Origin of the sequence: Thalassobellus citreus (genome assembly GCF_044385915.1) — a bacterium.
Classification (GTDB): Bacteria; Bacteroidota; Bacteroidia; order Flavobacteriales; family Flavobacteriaceae; genus Thalassobellus; species Thalassobellus citreus.
The window spans coordinates 401,706-421,622 of the sequence record NZ_JBISCC010000129.1 but is presented as its reverse complement, the minus strand read 5'-3'; the positions used below and the strand labels follow the sequence as shown (position 1 = coordinate 421,622).

Below are 19,917 nucleotides of genomic sequence, written 5' to 3'. Positions count from 1 at the left end.
TTATCAATACTTTAAACTTACAATATAATACATATGAACTATGTTTAAAAACCCTTATTTAAAAGTAAGATAAAAAATACGAGTGACTTCTTACTTAATTGTGTGTCAAAACTTTAGATAATTTAAAATGATACTAATTTATAGTTTAAACCAACCCATAACAACGAGGTATAAATTTACAACAAAATGAAAATAATAGAATCAGATTTTTCAAATCAAATTTTAAAATTCGTACAGAACCAATTAGGTAACATCTTTTTTTTCAATCATATTGCGGTTGTAGAGCTTAATGAAGGTGTACATTTTGATATTAATAATTCTTCATTAATTATTGATGAACTTAATTCTTATTTTGGAGAATCTAAACCATATGGTGTTATTGCTAACAGAATTAATTCTTATTCTGTTAATCTTTTAGATACACCATTGTTTAAAAAGCGAGCAAAAAACCTATACGCTTACGGTGTAGTTGCTCATGATCTTGCAAGCAAAATGAATGCCGAAATGGAAAATGATTTCTGTCTTTCTACAAAAGTAAACTACGATACTATTAACGAAGCCATTGATAACGTTTACAACAAAATAAAAAAAAGTGATTTATTTCCTTTAAACTAAATAAATACCATCAGGCTTAATTTCTATTTCCTTTTGCTTATATAACGAGCCAATTGCTTTCTTGAAGTTTTTCTTACTCATTTGAAGCGTGTCTTTAATAACTTCAGGACTCGATTTATCTGTAAGATTTAAAAAGCCTCCATTATCATGTAGTTCATGCATAATACGTTCTGCATTAGGCTCTATATTTCTATAACCTATTTGACCTAAACCAATATCTAGTTTGTTTCCTGGGCGGATTTTTTTAACGATACCTTTTAGCTTATCGCCCACACTTATATCAGAGAAAATTTGATCTTTATAAATTAATCCTAAGTGTTTTTTATTTACAATCACATTCATTCCTATATCTGATGGATGCGATACAATTAAATCTACAGCATCAAATTGAGCTACGGTTAATTCATTATTATCTAAAAAACGATTGGTTTTACTAGAAGCAACCAATCTTTCAGATTTTTCATCCAAATAACAATGTACCAAATACCAACCACCTGGTTTCATTTTAAAGGCTTGCTCTCTAAATGGGCAAAATAATTCTTTAACTAAACCCCAATCTAAAAAAGCACCATGCTCGGTAACTTGGTTACAACGTAATAAAGCAAATTCACCACGCTTAATATATGGCATATCGGTGGTTGCAACAGGACGTTGTTCATTATCAAGATACACAAAAACCTCTAGCTTATCCCAAATTTTAAATTCCTTAGGAACATAACGGTTTGGTAATAACACTTGGTTATCTTCTTCATCAATTAAATAAGCACCGTGATCTGTTTCACGAAGTATTTCTAATGTATTTATCTCTCCTAAATGTATCATTTGGCAAAGGTAATGATATTAGTTTTTTGAAAAAGAAAAAGCGCTACAATAATTGTAACGCTTTTTAAAGAACTTGTTTAAACTTTTTATCTTTAAGTGAAAATTAGAAGTTTTTAGTTCTGTTGAAGTCATTTTTAAATTGCATAGCAGCGCTACGAAAAGAGAAAATGATAAAAACAGGGCTGAAAACAGCAATTTTTTAACAAATAGAAAAAGCTTAAACGAGTTCTATATATAATGCTGCTATAAATTAATATGCAGACTCTTTTTTGAAATGTTTAGTCAATAAATAATAAACAACTGCTCTGTATTTATTACGATTTGATTTTCCGTAAGTTTCCATTACAGCATCTATACCTTTATCTAAATCGGCACTATCAGCAAGACCTAACTTTTTAATTAAAAAGTTATTTTTTACGGTAGCTAATTCAGACTCATCTGATCCAGAAACCGTTGAAGAATCTGCATTATAAATTGATGGACCACAACCTATAGTTACTTTTGTTAATAAATCCATATCTGGTGTAACACCACATTTGTCTTTTAAATCTGCTGCGTACTTAACAATTAGTTCATCACGTTTACTCATAATAATTTGTTGTTTTTAATGTGTTTATAAATACTTTAAATTGATAACTGTTTTAAAGATAACTATTTTTTAGACACTGCTAATAATGAAAAGTCACATTTTAACTAATAAACTTAAAATAATCTATAAGCACCTCATCATTTAAATGTTTAGGGGTGAAGATTTCTAGTAATTTAGGTTTTGTACTTTTTTCATAAAAAGATTCCAAACTGATATCTAATGTAGCTTTGTTAGATGCTGTAATATATTCAATACCATACATAGCACATAAATGTTTTGCTGTTAAATTATGATTGGTTTCAAAATAAGTATCGAAATTCTCGGTGTTTTTATGTCCTGGCAAAATTCTAAAAATACCGCCACCTTGGTTATTAATAACAATAATTCTAAAATTATCAGGAATGTAATTATTCCAAAGCGCATTACTATCGTATAAAAAGCTTAAATCGCCTGTAACAAACACGGTTGATTTAGTATTAGCAACCGCACAACCTATAGCTGTAGATGTACTTCCATCAATACCACTGGTACCTCTATTACAAAATACTTCTAAAGTTTTATTTATACTGAAAAGCTGAGAATATCTAATAGCAGAACTATTACCAATCTGTAAAATATAGTGGTTTGGAATGGCTTTAAAAATTTCATTAAACACTTTAAAATCGCTAAACGGTACTTGTTGCAAATATTGTTTATGCTTTTCTAATCGCTGCTGCTTAACTGCTGTCCAATTAGCTTTATAATCGCTTTTTACAGAGTATGTTATTTTAGGAAAAAAGGCTTCAAAAAATATATTTGGTGTTGTTTCTATATGATTACTTAAACAGAAAAAAGTATCATTCGCTGATTTTTCATCAATATGCCAATGCTGTTTAGGCTGATATTTTCGTAATAACTGTTTTATTTTTTTTGAAACAATTAAGCCTCCAAAAGTTAAAAGAATATCGGGTTGTAAAAGTTTCTGTTCTTCTTCTGATAAAGGCGCTATAATTTGATCGATGCTAGGAAAAAAACTATCATCATAAAGGTTAGATGTTGTTTCGGTAAACACAATCACACTATCATCTTTAACCAATTCATCTAAGTGTTTTTGATCAATAGTATTTGGTTGATTTACACCTACCAAAATCATTTTTTTAGATGCTGTATTCCAAGTTTCTATGTATTCTAAAAGTATATCATTCTCTATGATCTTTTCTTCTATAGCAGGTATTGTTGCTTTAGGTGACACACTTAAGGTGTCTACCATATTATAAAGCGGTTCATTAAACGGAATGTTAATATGTACAGGTCCTTTTTTAATATTCGAAAAATTAATAGCTTTATCTATTTCGGCTTCATTGTATACTTGAAAATGGTTTTCATCTTTTAAATCGAGCTTTAAATTAGCTGAATATAAAATATGGTTTTCAAATACATTTTTCTGATTAATGGTTTGTCCATCTCCAATACCAATTAAATGCTCTGGTCTGTCAGCCGATAACACCACTAACGGAATATTACTATAAAAAGCTTCAGCTACTGCCGGATAATAATTTAAAAGTGCACTCCCCGATGTACAAACAACGGCTGTTGGTTTATTAATTTGCTGTGCAATGCCTAAAGCAAAAAACGCAGCACAACGCTCGTCTACAATGCTATAACATGTAAAATAAGAATCGTTTGTAAATCCTATGGTTAAAGGCGCATTTCTACTACCTGGAGATAAGATAATATGTTGTATTCCTTTTGCCTTACAAAGTTGAATAACGGTTTGCGCAAGTGGAATTTCAGGATAAATCATATACTTTTAATCAAAGCGTAAAAGTAATAATAGCCTATTAAATACCCTAATTACAAAATGCTTTTAATTACCTGAGATTTCGATACGGTTTCCTCCCACTCACTTTCCGCATTAGAGCTTAAAGTAATACCACCACCAACATAAATAACAGCATTGTTATCCTGTATTTGCATACAACGTAAATTAACATAAAGCTGTGTGCTTTTTTTGGTTATTGCATAAGCTCTATTTTCAATATTACGTCTACCAGAACGTGGTGCTTTTTTTATGTCTAAATTTAACTCACCTAAAAAACCTGTATAGAACTCGCGGTTATAATTTTCATTTTCTATAATAAATTGTTTTGCCTCTGGCTTAGGCAAACCACAAACCGCTGGTGTAGGATGAATATTTGTAATAACCTCTTTTAAAGAAGCGTTAGGTTTCAATCGTGCCGAAATCATGGTTTTTAAATGCAATAAATTGCCTGCTTTTACGGTTTCGGTTTCCAATACTTTTAAATGCTCTACCCTATTTTGTAAACTTTCAACAATATAATCGGTAACAAATTTTTGCTCCTGTTTTTCTTTATCATGCCAAACCACATCTAAAGACCCTTCATAATTTTGTGTACCAGCCAATGCCATAATAGAAAATTGAGTGCCTTCTATTTTTACCAATGTTTCTGGTGTAGCTCCTAACCACAAACCTACTTTAGGATGATACCAGCAATACACAAATGCCGACGCATATTTATGTAATAAGCGCTTAAATATTGAAATGGGATTATCTTCTTCAAGCTGAACTGTTTCTTTACGAGATAATACTACTTTTTTAAAGTGATTATCCTGAATGGCTTCTACGCCTTCTTTTATAAGATTGATATGAGAATTTCTAGAATTTGTTGAAGCATTATCTTGTATTGATTGACTTCCTGTATCTGTAGGAATTACAAATTGTTCGGTTAATGTAATAACCTCAGCTTCTTCTAACGGCATTAAAACTGTTTTTTCGGCATCATCAAATGGAGAAAAAACAAAGCCTTTTTCTGTAAAATCTTTAGCAAAAATTAAATCGTCTGTTTTTTGAAGTATGCTAGTAACCTTAATTTCATTAGGTTTTCTATAAACAACAAGCGGTAAGTTATGTTTGTATTGAGATTCAATACGTTTAAAAAAATCGTCAGGGATCATTAACTACTGCTTTTTAGGTAACGAAATAGTAGATAGTTTACACACCGAAATTAAATTATCGGCTTCATCGGTAACTCTTATGTCTAGCAATTGAGTGGTTCTCCCTTTATGTATAAATGTTGCTTTTGCATATATAAAGCCTTCTTTAACGCTCTTTAAATGATTAGCAGTAATTTCTATACCACGTACAAAAAACTTTTCTGTATCAATAAAAATATGCGACGCAAAACTCCCAACACTTTCTGCTAAAGCCGCCGTAGCACCACCATGCAACACACCATCTGGCTGATACACTCTAGAGTTTACTGGCATTCTAGCTACCAAAAAATCATCCCCATAATCAACCATCTCAATGTTTAAGGTTTCCATTAAGGTGTTTTTACTCACTTTGTTAGCTTGCTCTAAAATGGCTTCTTTAGATATTGACATAAAATAATGTGTTTCTTTTTGTGTTGGTAAAAGTACAAAATGCAAAGATAATCATGAGGAACTTTAAGTTCAATTTAAGAGATTTTCCTTTTGCAATAATTATACCTTCAGAAGAATAATAAAAATTAAGAATCAGAATTAAATGATATCTTTATTCACTAACAAAAACACAAAACATACGTGTAAATGAATTCAGAAGAAAAAGAAATATCATACACTACAACCAACTCCTATTCTACCTTAAACACTCTTAATAAATCGACTAAAAATGTTTGGTTTGTTTGTCATGGCATGGGCTACTTAAGCCGATATTTCCTGAAATATTTTAAAGGATTAAATATAGACGAAAATTACATTATTGAGCCTCAAGCAATTAGTAAATACTATATTAAACCTAACTTTAAGCACATAGGTGCTAGTTGGCTAACAAAAGAAGCTACAGCACAAGAAACAGAGAACGTAATGCGTAATTTTGACGCCATATTAGAAGCTGAAAGCATTCCCGATTCTGTTAATTTAATTGTACTTGGGTATTCTCAAGGTGTTAGTGTTGCTATGCGCTACGTAGCTAAACGGCAATTACAATGCGCACAACTCGTGTTACATTCTGGAGGTATTCCTAAAGAATTACATGCTGAAGACTTTGCTTTTTTAAATGCTAAAGTGAACTTAATTTGTGGTACTAGTGATGAATATTTGATTAAAGACCGCTTGCAAGCCGAAACAAAAAAAGCGCATGATTTATTTAAAGACCAATTGAATGTTACTATGTTTGATGGTAAACATGAAGTGAATGTAGAAATTATAAATGGTTTGGTATAATTAAACCGTCTTTAATAGTACAAAAACAACAAATTACAAGTCACTTTTTTTGGTAAGAAATGACAAGATTATCTATTAAATTCTTAAAAAAAAAATCAACAAATATATAATCAAGAAACAACCTTATAGTGATTACAATTTCCTACTTTTGTCAACCAAAAAAAAATAAATCACTAATGAAATACCCAATTATATCATTAAAATTATTACCTACTCTTATTGTTATACTTCTTTTTGTAAGCGCTTGTAGTGACGATGACCCTAAACCAGAAATCCAATCCAATGAAAAAGAGCTAATTTCCTTGATGTTTTTAGCAACCGAAAATAATGGATTAACGACAAATATAACTGCAAGCATAGAAGAAAATACCAAAATAATTACAGCAATACTCCCAATAGGAACAGATCTAACATCTCTCATTCCTACCCTAGAAATATCTACTAAAGCAACCGTTTTTCCATTGAATAAAACGAGTCAAGACTTTTCTTCAACGGTAGAATATACTGTAACTGCTGAGGATGGTACAGAAGAAACATACATGGTAAATTTAACAAAAGTACTAACCGAACGTGAAGCCCTTATTGCTTTTTACAATGCTAACCCAGATAGTAAACTAACTTGGGATATTTCGAGTATGGATATTTCTACATGGTTAGGTGTTACTGTAGAAGCTGGAACAGTAGTAGGATTAAGTTTTGTTAATGATGATATTTCTGCTTTACCAAAAGAAATACGATACCTTCCTAATCTTAAAAAATTATATATTAATAATAACAAACTGGCTTCAGTTCCTAAAGAAATAGGAGAGCTTGTTAACTTGGAAGACATAATCTTTTTTGGCAACGATTTAACCTCTATTCCTGCAGAAATAGGAAACCTTACCAAACTTACCAATTTAGCATTAGGTTCTAATTATTTAGAATCTATCCCTGCGGAAATTGGTAACTTAATAAACCTTAAAGATTTGAGTTTAGGAAATAATAAATTAACAACTATTCCTTCAGAACTTGGTAAACTATCTAAGTTAGAATTTTTAACTCTAAACGGGAATTCACTAACCACCTTACCAAAAGAAATAGGAAATCTTAGTGCATTAGGAAGACTTTATATATATGATAATGCTTTAGTCGAACTTCCTATTGAAATTGGGAACTTATCTAATTTGTATCTTTTAAATGCGCAGTCTAATAAGCTAACATCGCTACCAACAGAAATTGCTATCCTACCCCAACTCTATACTTTAGAGTTAAATAATAATGAATTGTCTTCTTTACCAGAAGTTTTTAGTAATCTTCCGCTACGTACGCTAAAACTAAACAATAACTTATTTTCGTCTTTCCCTATTGCTATAGGCGGACTAAATAATCTTAGAGACCTTGATCTTAGTTACAATGAAATAGTAAGTTTGCCAAAGGAAATAAGCGGTATGGCTAACTTAGAAACAATAGATTTAACACAGAATGCAATTGCTTCTATTGCTCCTGAAATTGGGAATCTTTCAAATTTGGAAATATTAGACCTTGTAGATAATAACTTGACTACTGTTCCAAAAGAAATAGGACAACTCACTAACCTTCAAAGCCTTTACCTTAACAAGAATTCATTACACACTATTCCTGATGAATTGTTTAACCTATCTAACCTTCAACTTTTTAATATTAGTGAAAATGCTTTAGAGACTATTTCTACTAAGGTTGGTACTCTTTCTAATATGGAATATTTATTCTTAAACGATAACGTTTTAACAAGTCTACCTGAGGAAATAAGCAACCTTTCTACGCTTAAATATTTAGCAATAGAAAACAATTCAATTACAAGTATACCAAATGAAGTTTGCCAAATGACCTTAGATTCTTTTACAAAAGATGAAAGTGCTATTTGCGAATAAAATTCAATAGTTTTTTTGACATAATAATTGCTATGTGATTTCTCCCTGCGCTCGAAATGACTCATGATTATAAAAAACACTCGTTTGTCATGTAGACATAAGGCACAATTGAGTCATCGTAGAACACTCATACGCAAAACTTAATAATAAGCTTTATGTAATTTCTCCTTGCGTCGAAATGCCCCATAATTATAAAAAACACTCGTTTGTCAAGTATACATGAGGCACGATTGAGACACCGCATAACACTGAAACACAAAACCGTGTTATTATTTTCTCTTTTAAATAATTTAATTTCAAAAATATATTTGATAAGATTTTTCAAACATTTACATTTACTCTACGAAATTGACACATACTTTTTTATGAAAAACGTCGTTATTGCTATCCTAATTACTTTTATAAACTCGTCTACCTTATTTTCTCAAGTCACTCAAAAAAAAGAACCATCTTGGATAGATACTGTAGATTATTATAAATCTGAAATGAATAAAGATGACGTTGCAGAAGGCTCTGTTACCTTACTTTATGACAACCAAGTTAATATACCCAAACAAGAAGCGTATTCTAGATTAACCACCAAAATTATTGATAATATTGGTTTACAAAATGCCTCTACTATTACTATAAATTACGATCCTACATACCAAACCCTAGCCTTACATAAGGTTAATATTATTAGAGACGGAAAGATTCTAAACAAATTAGATATTGCAAATTTTCAAGTAATGAGACGAGAACCTAATGCCGAAATGTATTTATATGACGGGTCGCTCTCGGCTGTTTTAAATATTTCTGATGTTAGAGCTGGTGATATTATAGACTACTCGTTTACAATAAAAGGTTTTAACCCGTTACATAAAAAATTTTCGGTTTCTTTTTACCTAAACGATTTAGTACCTATTGGAAAAATTCATGGCAGTATTTTATCTGCAAACACATTAAATATTAAATCGGTTAACACAGAGGTTAAACCTGAGATTTCTAAAAAAGGAAATTTACAACAATACAAATGGCTCACCACAAATACTAAAAAGTTAGATTACGAAGAGAATACACCAGAATGGAAACTTCTTTTTGCAACCGTTTTTGTTAGCGAATACAACTCATGGCAAGAGGTTGTTAATTGGGGTGTAAAGCTTTTTAAAATAAAAGAACCTTTAAGTCCTGAACTTTTAAAAAAAATAAAAGAGATAAATAAAACCTATAAAACGGAAGGTGAAAAAATAAAAGCCACACTAAATTTTGTACAAAACGATGTTAGGTATTTAGGTTTAGAATCTGGCATTGGTGCTTATAAACCTTTTTCACCAAACACCGTTTTTGAAAGACGATTTGGTGACTGTAAAGACAAAAGTTTATTAATGGCAACTATGCTTAATAAAATGGGGATTACCAGTTATCCAATGTTTGTTAATACAACTTTAAAGCATACTACTAAAACTTTACTACCATCTCCTAAATTTTTTAATCATTGCGTAGTAAAAATTATTGATGGGGCTAGAAATGAGTTTTGGTACGATCCTACTATTTCAAATCAAGGAGGCGAATATAATACCACGTATTTTCCAAATTATGAATGTGGTTTAGTTTTAATTAAAGATAATAGTACTTTTGATGATATTGTATCTTCTTTTGATAATCGTGTAGATACTATGGAAGAATACACCCTAGAAGATATTGGCAAGGGAGCGAATTTAAAAGTAACTACAACTTATTATGAAAGTGAAGCCGATAATATGCGTAACTATTTTAAATCGTATAGTATTAGTGCTATAAAAAAAGAACTTGAATCTTTTTACTCCACATATTATTTTAATGTGTCGTCGGTTAACCCTCCTAAATACACAGATAATATAAAAGAAAATATATTTACATTAAATGAAGAATACCAATTAGATAGTTTATGGCAGCCTATGATTGAAAAAAAAGGTTATGTGTCTGCTACTTTTATGCCAACAAGTTTAGTTAATGTCATTTTTGAACCAAAAAAAGAAACTAGAAACGAAGATTATGCTTTGTACTACCCTATATCTAGATCACATAGAATTAGATTAAAAATTCCAACTGATTGGCCTATTGAAAAATTAGACATTGATATAAATTCTTCTGGATTTTATTATGAATTGGATGTTAATTATCAAAAAAGAGATAAAATAATAGATATCTCTCATTTTTTTAAAACTCAAAAAGATTACATTTCTCCTGAAGAATATAAGCAGTATACTAAAGACATTAATAAGCTAGATCAAAGCATTTCATATTTATTATATGCACCGGAAAATTATTCTAACAGCAGTGCTCCTATCGTTTCCAATTTAATAATGAATGGCATAATGAACATTATTAAGCTCTTAATAGGTTTAGCTGTAATTATTGCTATTGTAATATTAATTTATTGGAAAATGAATAAGGACAAAGATTAATTATAGATTTTCCTAAAGTACCTTTATTAATTATATAAAAATGAGGTGCGATTAAGACATCGCAGAACACGCCTCATAAAAATTTAGTACCCAGCCCAGAGAATCAAATTTTTAGCTACACCAAATTAAAAGAAATTTTTAAGCCTTGAATTATCATGTTGGTACCAATAATAGCAATAATAAGCCCCATAATTTTACCAATTACAGATATTACATTTCTGCCAAGTTTTTTAACAATAAAATCACTTAAATTAAAGGCCGTATAATTTAAAAAACACATAATAGCATAAATTAAAATAACGATGCCTATTTTAATAAAATTAGCATTAGACACAAAATTCATAGCGGTTACAATAGTACCTGGCCCCGCAATAATGGGTATAGCCAATGGAGAAATAGCAATATCTTCATCTATATTCGTTTTGTTTAAATGCTTAACGTTTGATTTTTTAGACTCCAACATTTCAAAACCAACATAAAAAATTAAAATACCACCTGTTATCTTAAAAGCTGGAATGGTTATACCAAAAAATTGAAAAATAAAGTTTCCTAAAACAACAAAAAGCACCACAATTATAAAAGCCACAAAAGCAGCTTTTCTACTAATATCTCGCTTAGTCTTCTCATCGGAATCTCCAACCAACGACATAAATATCGTCATATTAGAAATTGGATTTGTAATAGCGAAAAAACCTGTAAATACTGTAAATGAAAATGATAAAATATTATCCATTTAATCTCCTAAAGTTATTAACCAATCATCCTTTTTTTAATTTATCAAGACTGGTAAAGTGTTTATATTAATGTTGAAAGCTTAGTTCTTAGGTTTCCAGTTAGTAACCCTTAATATTTTATGAAAAATCTCATTGTTTTGATACACACCAATAAATTCTTCAGCTCCTGGACCATAAGCAAATACAGGGATTAGAGTTGCTGAGTGCCCTCCTGTAGAGAATGTTGGAGTAATATCGTTATAATCGCTATATTCTTTGCCGTCTTCATCTTTTTTCTTTGTAGATGCCAGCGTAAATCCTCCTGTTTCGTGATCGGCAGTTACAATAACTAAAGTATTCCCATCGCGTTTGGCAAAATCTAGTGCTTTTCCAATAGCATTATCAAAATCTATTAATTCTGAAATAAGAAAATCGCTATCGTTAGCATGTCCGCCCCAATCTACCTGAGAACCTTCAACCATTAAAAAGAAATTAGAATTATCTTTATTCAAAAATTGAATTCCAAGTTCTGTTGCATTAGGTAAAAAATCACCTCTTCCTTTTGCTACTGCCGGCATATGTTTTTCACCCAATACATATGCAAACTTTGATGCCGATTTTATACTTTCAATACTACCCAAAGCTGTTGTGTCAATTTTAAATGATTTAGCCGTTAAATCATCAAAAAGATTTCTTTCGTCTTTCCTTTTATTAAAAAACTTAATTCCACCACCAGCAAGAAAATCAATATCAGATTCTACTATATCTGAGGCAATTTCTTCATCAAAATTTCTACTTAAAGCATGTGCTAAAAAACTAGCAGGTGTTGCGTGCGTTAAAGATGATGTAGATATAACACCAGTTTTAATCTGTAATGGTGATACAATTTCGACCAAGGAGGTTACCTCTGTTGAATCTTTAGTAACACCAATGGCCCCATTATATGTTTTTACACCAGCTGCAAAGGCCGTAGCTCCAGCTGCAGAGTCAGTAATATCATGACTAGAAGAAGACGTATTAATTAATCCAATATGTTTAAAACGACCATAATTAGGCGCTGTTTCTTTAAAATAAAAAGCTGAAGACACCTGTGACAAACCAGTACCATCACCTATTAAAAGAATGACGTTTTTAGGTGTATTCTTTTTGGTTTCTGTTAACGTTTCGGTAGGCTTACAAGAACAAAAAGCAATGATACTAATGAACAAAATATACTTTATGAATTTCATTATTTATATATTAAAATTTGAAGCGATAAAGTTAATTAAATCAATGTCACTAAAATGTTTTTTTTGATTTTTATACAATTCCTCCTAAAGCAGAAATGACTCGATAATGTAAAACCATACGTTTGTCTTGTCGAAAAGAGGAATGACTGAAACATCACAACATTTTCGTTTTTTTTTATTTCTTAACAATCAAAACCCAATCGGTTAAAGTATTTGGTGCTGTAAAAGTAACAGATTCGTTATTGGGTATAGAAATAGCATCTAAAGTTGTTTTATTACCTGTTTTAGCATCTAACCAAATAGCATTTTTATAATCACCTGCTTCTAATTGTAAATCAAACGGATTTCCACTTGTTGTAAACACTAAGTATTGGTTTCCGTTTTCAGATAAACACCACACTTTTTTAGCATCATGATTAGATAGTAAAGCATCCGTTGGATTCATCTTGTGAAATATAATCTCATTCATCATGACATCACTTAAAATATCTAATTCTAAAGTAGACGCTAAGTACGGATTATCATCTTTAAAAAACGGTAAACCTTCAGGACCAAAAGCGACCAGCTCATCTTCGCCTGCTTGTCCGCACCAATTAAAAGAAGCACCAGCAGTGACACATGCCCAAGCTGCTTGACGTAAATCGTCTAAGGTTGCCTTTGTGCGTTTCTGCCAAAAACGTCTCCATAGTGCGTTTCCTTCAATCATATATACAGGTTTTCCAGGAACATAGCCAGCTAAACATGCCTCATGATGTGTCCAAGGCTCTTTCCAATAAGGTCTATCTATATCCCGTTCTTCAGAAAATATATAATGATTTTCTATAGCAGCAAAATTGTATGCTTCACGATGGTATTCGTTATTAATGGGGTACTCATCTTCATAAGTACGTAAATGATTAAACACATCGTATTTTTTAACTAATTGTGCCCAACCAAGTTCTTCTTCTTGTCTGTCTCCCGGAACTTCCCAAACATAGCCCCAACCTGCAATATTTGCATAAGGTGCTAATCTGGCAACTACATAACGTACATAAAAATCTTTTTCAGCATCACTTAAACTTGTCCATTTTGGGCCATCATTTCTACTGCCATCAAAACCAAGAAACATGTGTAAGCCTATGTTTTTGTTATTTAACCATTCTACATGGTTTTCCATAAGTTTCCAGACATCTAAACGCATGGTACTTGATGCTTTGCCTTCTTTATACAATGTTAAGTCTTGCGTTGTTGGTTCTGGTCCATCATGATAATATTGCTCGAAACAGCATAAAGATAATAGCCAATTAACTTGTAAATGATTATACCCATGATCTATCATAGGTTGGTATACATTTTCTGTAACCCAATCTAAAGGCTGTGCAATAGAGCCATGACCACTTTCATAATACGATTTTAACCAAACAGGTTCTTCTCCATTATAAGCAAACCACCTCGGATTTTCTTTGTAGGCTTGTAAAATACCTTTACCTGCTTTAACTGAAGAACATTCAAACTTTGCTTGTCCACCTTCAGTAGCATCACTCCAATGCCATTTGTATGTCCACACGCCTATTTCATTTGGAATGAAACGCATTTTCCAAATATTGCCTGTAGTAACATCGCCTCCACCTTTTCCATCGCCATCAAAAAAACCAAAAAACTCAGTTGTTTTTCCTGAAGGCGAAATGAAAGTTGTATTCAATTCAACATCTGCAAACTTATTAGTATACACATTGGTATTCTCTAAAGTTTTCTCGAACGTGCGATGCAAACCAATTTGCTCTAAAGGTTCTGGTTTTGCACAACTAAATGCGGTAAAAGCAATGGTTAAAAAAATTAAATAAGTAATTCTCATTTTGTGGTAAGTTATTTGGTTGGCATGACTGGTTATGAAATAACTTTATAATTTATATAAAAATATACATAAATATACTTAGACATCAATATCACTATTTATCTAATTACTTTTTAGTTTAAATTTAAGTCTCATAAAACAAATTCAGAAATTCAATTATTATAGTCATTCGACAATTATATTAATAGATCCTTTTAAATCAAAATCTGTATTTGTAGTTATATTTTGAAATAATATATTATTTGAATCAGTAACATGTAACTTAAAATTAGTATTTGATGTGTTAAAAACACAATCTTTAATTATTAATTGATTTAAACCATCAGAATTAAATCTTCTAAAATCTATCGGTCTGTGATTTACATTAAATTTTTCATTATATATTACAGTGTTTACTCCTGCCTTTGTAGCTCTAGACTTTAGCCCATAGCTTAATTCATATGAAGAATTATAAACATTATCATGTATTTTTGAATTAGACAGAGCCCCTATCATTAATCCTGATTGAAAATCTGAAATAACATTATTATAAACGTCATAATTATCTCCACTTAGCGTAAAAGCATTAAAATAACCTGTAATTAAATTATTATAAATTTTATAATTATAGTTCATTTCTTCTCCTAAATCATTTATGTTAGATTTTAAAAGAATAGCATATTTAGAAGGTGTCTTTCCTGTATTGTTATTACCTATAAATACGTTATTTCTAATAATAATATCGTTAGCCGCTATATTAGCTATCCAACTTTCAAAATAATTATTTTCAATTAAAACATTACTAACAGTATATAAATCTATATCACCTTTACCACTACCGGTAAAATGAGAGTTTTTTATTACTATATCAGTTAATTTAGATGTTTCTAATAATGTACCATCATCATCTCGCTCCCTATAAACCTCTAAATCAATAGCATAACATGGAGGTGTACCCGAACTACTAAATATTCTATTACCTTCAACATCATAAGCTTGCTCACCTTTTCCTGTGTTTATAAAATCACAGTTATCTATAATTATTTTTGTTCCATCTAAACAACTAATACCATTTCTCCTTGCTTCATCAATAATACAATTTTTTATTAGAAGATTATAAGTTTCACGCTCACCCATTTTAATAGTTCCGTCTCGATTTCTAACAGTTGTACCATGACAAGATATATTTTCTCCTATAGAACCAAAAGTATAAACTCCATCAACTACTGCGTTATGAGTACCAATAAACCAAATTAAAAAACCATAACCATGCTCATTACGTTGACGACCTTTATCATCATTAACAGGACTATAATCATGCTCATATCTATCACCAATTAAATTACCCCCAGTTATTAACACATTATCTTCTCTTGTAGCAGATAACAAAGTATAAGCAGGAGCAGCTGTTGGTTGCACTCTTAAAAAAGTATCACTACTCATTTTAAAATGAGTATTTGATGGTATTTTTATTGAAACTCTAGTGTTTTTTTGCCTATTTGTACTATAAACATCTACCTTAAAATAAGCATCTAAACTTCCTATTTCAAAAACTTCTTTACCGGTTTGCTTATAGTCAAGCAGTGCTAGATTAATATTTTTAGTATTTTCTAAAGCTTCGGCATCAGTTACAACCCCTTGCTTTATATTCCATTCTACTGGATTGAAGGTGTACACCTTAGTTGTATCATTTTGTATAAGTATTGTTGTATCTCTTTTAATTTCTATCGAATTTTCTTTATAAGCTTGTAAAACACCTTTACCTGCTTCTTCTGAAATGCATTCAAACTTTGCTTTTCCGCCTTCAGTCGCATCACTCCAGCTCCATTTGTATGTCCATATGCCAATTTCATTCGGAATAAAACGCATTTTCCAAATATTACCTGTAGATGCATCTCTTCCACCTTTTCCATCTCCATCAAAAAAACCAAAAAACTCGGTTGTTTTTCCTGAAGGTGAAATGAAAGTTGTATTCAATTGAACATCATTAAACTTATTAGCATACACATTGGTATTCTCTAAAGTTTTCTCGAACGTGCGATACAAGCCAATTTGCTCTAGCGGTTCTGGCTTTGCACAACTAAATACTGCAAAAGCAAAGGTTAAAAAAATTAAATAAGTAATTCTCATTTTGTGTTTAGTTATTTGGTTGGTATGACTGGTTTTATGGTTCCATCTTCATTATAAAATAGTTTATCAAAACAAATAGATCTTCGATATGGATGTGGACTCGATTTATGTCCCCAACCAAACTTACGTTCAACATCTGGATTATTTTTATAATACAAATCTGAATTATGATAAAACATATACCATTGCCCTTTATATTCAACAATAGAATGATGATTTGTACCACTATTCATTTTAGGTAAAATAACACCTTTATACTCAAAAGGCCCCAACGGATTATTGCTCATTCCGTATTTAATCTCACCACTTTCGCCTACATAAGATAAATAATATTTGCCTTTGTATTTATGCATCCAAATGGCTTCAAAAAAATCATCGGTTCCTTCTAATAAATGAACTTCTCCATCATAAGAAATCATATCTTGATTTAGTTTTATAGCATTTACAACCAGTTGCCCCATATATAAATAAGCTTGTCCGTCATCATCTATAAAAACAGCAGGATCAATAAAATCGCGATTACAAACCACACCTTCTGTATTAGTATGAATTAATGGCTTACTTAACGGATCTACGAATGGACCTGTGGGTTTATTACCAACGGCAACACCAATTTTACTATGCTCTACAGGATAATAAAAATAATATTTACCATTTCTCTTGATGCAATCTGGTGCCCAAGCCTGAGAACTTGCCCAATTAAGGTTATCTAAAGAAAATGCTTTACCGTGGTCTGTCCATGTTTCCATATCAGTAGTGGAAAACACATGCCAATCTTCCATAGTAAATTTTACAGCATCGTCTTTATCATGAGATGGGTAAACATACAATGTATCGTTAAAAACCCGGGCTGAGGGATCGGCAGTATACATATGTGTAATAAATGGGTTTTGAGAAAAAACTTGACTCCCTAATAAAAAACAGATAGCTGACAATGAAAATCTATTCATAATTATTATAGTCTTTGGTTGGTTTTTAATTGGTTGTTACGAATATATTAAATGAAAATAACTTTATCTTAAATATTAATATCCACCACGAATTTCACTATGAATAGTTGTTTTATATAAATGAATTAAAGCCTCATGTGTTTCAGAAGACAAAACATCTAAATTAGAAACTTCAGCATTTGAAATGACTTGATTTGTTGAACTTGCACCAGGAATAATAGTACTCACAGCATCATGATCTAAAATCCATCGTAATGCCAATTGTACCATAGACAAATCACTTGGTAAAATATCTTTTTTAATATTTTCTACAATATCTAATCCTTTTTCAAATGGTAGACCTGCAAAAGTTTCACCAACATTGAAACATTCTCCATTTCTATTAAAATTTCTATGATCGGTTTCTGGAAAAATAGTTTCAGCATTAAATTTTCCAGTAAGTAAGCCACTAGCTAATGGTAAACGCACAATAATACCAACGCCTTTTTCTTCTGCTTTTGGAAATAATTCGTTTACTAATTTTTGACGGAATACATTAAAAATAACTTGTAGTGATAATAAGCCTTCTTGTTCCATACAAATTAAACCTTCTTCAACAGTTTCTACACTTGCTCCAAAATGTTTTATTAAGCCTTCTTGTTGTAATTCGCGCAACCAATCAAAAATATCACCATCTCTTAAATATTGAGTAGGAATACAATGAAGTTGTAATAAATCTATTGAATTAACTCCTAATCGTTCTATTGATTCTTCAATAGTTTTTCTTAAAACTGCTTTTGAATATTTATCTGGATATGCATTTCCTGCTCTACCAAACTTTGTAGCTACATGTATTGGCTTATCGCAGGTTTTTAAAAATTCACCAATTAAAGCTTCACTTTTTCCATCACCATAAACATCTGCTGTATCAAAAAATGTAATACCATTTTTAACAGCTTCGTTTAAAATACTAAAAGCGTTTTCTTTAGAGATGTCTTTTCCCCAATCGGCTCCTAATTGCCAACAACCTAAACCAACCTCACTTATATTAAATCCGTTACTCCCTAATCTTCTGTTTTTCATTATTTTTATATAATTTAAAATCAAATTTAAAGATTTTTAACACTTTATCGTTAATATATTTATACAAACGAATATTAAAAGCTATTCTTAAATTATTAGAATACTTTTCATGTTTGAAATAAAAAAATATTTATGAAAGTAATTGTTTTAATTTTAGCCTTAATGTATACAGGTGTATGTAATGCGCAGTTTATATCTACAGATGACAAATTGCATCTAGGTGCAGGAGCGTTAATTTCAGCAACTACGTATACCTTTATCTATGCAACTACTAAAAACAAGAAAAAAGCATTTTGGTACAGCCTTGGTATTTCTGCATTAGCAGGAGTTACAAAAGAACTTATTGATGTAAGTGAAAATGAAAGATTTGACACTGGTGAAGTTATAGCAACCACCACTGGTGGATTAATTGCTAGCACAACTATTAGTTTATTTGTTGGCAACAAGAAAAAGAAAAAAACAAAGAGATTTCTTTAATCAAAGAATTAAACGTCTAATAATATCTTTTGTTGGTAGAATTTTATGAGTATGCTCAATACTAGGACCAGCTACCCAAACCGTTTTATAAGTTGCTTTAGTTGCTGCGTTTTTAGTAGCATTCATGCCTATTGAAAAGCGAATCATTTTAACCCATTTTTTAAGTTTTCTATTTTTATTTAAGATCGATTCTAACCAAGTTTGTTTTGTTCCAATTTTTTGCACATATGGTGTATTAATAACGGTACAAGGTGTTCCAGAAATACGTTCGGTCATAACAATATCATCTGCTCCATAATCGACACAAGCTTGCTTATATTCTTCTGTAACGCCTGCTTCTACAGATGCTATAAACGGACTTCCAACTGAAACACCTTCTGCCCCATAACTTAGCATAGCATCAATATCTGCTTTACAGCCTACTCCTCCGGCTGAAATTATTGGAATACTACAATTTTTACTAAGATCTTCAATAAGTACTTTTGGTGTTTCATTACCTCTATGTCCTCCTGCTTTATTATTAACCGCAATAATAGCATCGGCGCCTAAAGCTTCTACCTTTTTTGCGAATTTTAAATCGACTACATCACAAAAAACTTTAATTCCTACTTTATGAGCTTGATTTATGGTTTCCTCTGGACTACCTAAAGATGTAATTATAAAATCACAGCCTTCTTCACAAATAGCACGTAGTTGCTCTTTATATTTTAAGTTTGATTTATTTACTATTAAATTAAAACCAAAAGCTCCTTCTTTAGGCTTAGCTGCTTTTAACTCTCTTAAGGCTATTTTTAACTCGTCGAGTGTTCTATAATTTAATGCAGGAATACATCCTGCAATACCTCCCAGCATAGCCTCTTTTACCATTGCTACGTTTGAAACTAAAAACATAGGAGCCTGAATAATAGGGTGTTTTATACTTAAAAGCTTAGTGAGTTTTGTAGCCATAATTATTTTTATTCAAATATAGCAAAATATTATGCATGCATAGTAACT

Annotated in this window: 17 protein-coding genes; 5 read left to right on the top strand and 12 right to left on the bottom strand. The window is 30.9% G+C overall.

Annotated features, from left to right (window positions below; translation table 11 throughout):
* Positions 1-186 precede the first annotated feature (186 nt).
* Positions 187-615, top strand: coding sequence for a hypothetical protein (locus ACH5TX_RS17650; RefSeq protein WP_439340815.1), 429 nt, complete (start codon positions 187-189; stop codon positions 613-615).
* Here the strand turns inward: ACH5TX_RS17650 and ACH5TX_RS17645 are convergent.
* From ACH5TX_RS17645 to ACH5TX_RS17625, 5 genes are all read right to left on the bottom strand, one after another.
* Positions 607-1,437, bottom strand: a complete 831-nt coding sequence (locus ACH5TX_RS17645; RefSeq protein WP_439340814.1) for a CvfB family protein — start codon at positions 1,435-1,437, stop codon at positions 607-609. The two genes, ACH5TX_RS17650 and ACH5TX_RS17645, sit on opposite strands and share 9 nt — an antisense overlap.
* A gap of 250 nt (positions 1,438-1,687) precedes the next feature.
* On the bottom strand, positions 1,688-2,026 hold the full coding sequence (locus ACH5TX_RS17640) for a DUF2853 family protein (protein ID WP_439340813.1): 339 nt from the start codon (positions 2,024-2,026) through the stop codon (positions 1,688-1,690).
* Between the two features lie 100 nt (positions 2,027-2,126).
* Complete coding sequence (gene menD, locus ACH5TX_RS17635; protein WP_439340812.1) at positions 2,127-3,809, bottom strand: 2-succinyl-5-enolpyruvyl-6-hydroxy-3-cyclohexene-1-carboxylic-acid synthase; 1,683 nt, start codon at positions 3,807-3,809, stop codon at positions 2,127-2,129.
* A 50-nt stretch (positions 3,810-3,859) separates the two neighbouring features.
* Positions 3,860-4,981 carry a chorismate-binding protein gene (locus ACH5TX_RS17630; protein WP_439340811.1) on the bottom strand — a complete coding sequence of 374 codons (1,122 nt, stop codon included), beginning with the start codon at positions 4,979-4,981 and terminating at the stop codon, positions 3,860-3,862.
* A gap of 3 nt (positions 4,982-4,984) precedes the next feature.
* A complete protein-coding gene (locus ACH5TX_RS17625; RefSeq protein ID WP_439340810.1) occupies positions 4,985-5,410 on the bottom strand; it encodes a PaaI family thioesterase in 426 nt (141 codons plus the stop codon).
* 186 nt (positions 5,411-5,596) lie between these two features.
* Between ACH5TX_RS17625 and ACH5TX_RS17620 the strand changes: the two genes are divergently transcribed.
* From ACH5TX_RS17620 to ACH5TX_RS17610, 3 genes are all read left to right on the top strand, one after another.
* On the top strand, positions 5,597-6,232 hold the full coding sequence (locus ACH5TX_RS17620; RefSeq protein ID WP_439340809.1) for an alpha/beta hydrolase: 636 nt from the start codon (positions 5,597-5,599) through the stop codon (positions 6,230-6,232).
* 176 nt (positions 6,233-6,408) lie between these two features.
* Entirely contained in the window at positions 6,409-8,121 is a 1,713-nt protein-coding gene (locus ACH5TX_RS17615; RefSeq protein ID WP_439340808.1) for a leucine-rich repeat domain-containing protein, read from the top strand.
* Between the two features lie 365 nt (positions 8,122-8,486).
* A complete protein-coding gene (locus tag ACH5TX_RS17610) occupies positions 8,487-10,547 on the top strand; it encodes a DUF3857 domain-containing transglutaminase family protein (RefSeq protein ID WP_439340807.1) in 2,061 nt (686 codons plus the stop codon).
* A 115-nt stretch (positions 10,548-10,662) separates the two neighbouring features.
* Here the strand turns inward: ACH5TX_RS17610 and ACH5TX_RS17605 are convergent, their stop codons facing one another.
* The 6 genes from ACH5TX_RS17605 to ACH5TX_RS17580 all read right to left on the bottom strand — a co-directional run bounded on the left by ACH5TX_RS17605 (position 10,663) and on the right by ACH5TX_RS17580 (position 18,444).
* Positions 10,663-11,280 (bottom strand): MarC family protein, encoded by a 618-nt coding sequence (locus ACH5TX_RS17605; protein WP_439340806.1) that lies wholly within the window; start codon positions 11,278-11,280, stop codon positions 10,663-10,665.
* 81 nt (positions 11,281-11,361) lie between these two features.
* Entirely contained in the window at positions 11,362-12,489 is a 1,128-nt protein-coding gene (locus ACH5TX_RS17600) for an alkaline phosphatase (RefSeq protein ID WP_439340805.1), read from the bottom strand.
* 175 nt (positions 12,490-12,664) lie between these two features.
* On the bottom strand, positions 12,665-14,323 hold the full coding sequence (locus ACH5TX_RS17595; protein ID WP_439340804.1) for a DUF5060 domain-containing protein: 1,659 nt from the start codon (positions 14,321-14,323) through the stop codon (positions 12,665-12,667).
* 165 nt (positions 14,324-14,488) lie between these two features.
* Positions 14,489-16,432 carry a DUF5060 domain-containing protein gene (locus ACH5TX_RS17590; protein WP_439340803.1) on the bottom strand — a complete coding sequence of 648 codons (1,944 nt, stop codon included), beginning with the start codon at positions 16,430-16,432 and terminating at the stop codon, positions 14,489-14,491.
* Positions 16,433-16,443: 11 nt separating this feature from the next.
* On the bottom strand, positions 16,444-17,382 hold the full coding sequence (locus ACH5TX_RS17585; RefSeq protein ID WP_439340802.1) for a family 43 glycosylhydrolase: 939 nt from the start codon (positions 17,380-17,382) through the stop codon (positions 16,444-16,446).
* Positions 17,383-17,457: 75 nt separating this feature from the next.
* A complete protein-coding gene (locus ACH5TX_RS17580; protein WP_439340801.1) occupies positions 17,458-18,444 on the bottom strand; it encodes an aldo/keto reductase in 987 nt (328 codons plus the stop codon).
* A 132-nt stretch (positions 18,445-18,576) separates the two neighbouring features.
* Here ACH5TX_RS17580 and ACH5TX_RS17575 point away from each other — a divergent pair, with 132 nt between their 5' ends.
* Positions 18,577-18,921: a hypothetical protein gene (locus ACH5TX_RS17575; protein ID WP_439340800.1), complete on the top strand. Its 345-nt coding sequence runs from the start codon at positions 18,577-18,579 to the stop codon at positions 18,919-18,921.
* On the opposite strand, the gene ACH5TX_RS17570 is transcribed toward ACH5TX_RS17575, so the two are convergent.
* Positions 18,922-19,869: an NAD(P)H-dependent flavin oxidoreductase gene (locus ACH5TX_RS17570; RefSeq protein ID WP_439340799.1), complete on the bottom strand. Its 948-nt coding sequence runs from the start codon at positions 19,867-19,869 to the stop codon at positions 18,922-18,924.
* Between the last annotated feature and the right edge of the window lie 48 nt (positions 19,870-19,917).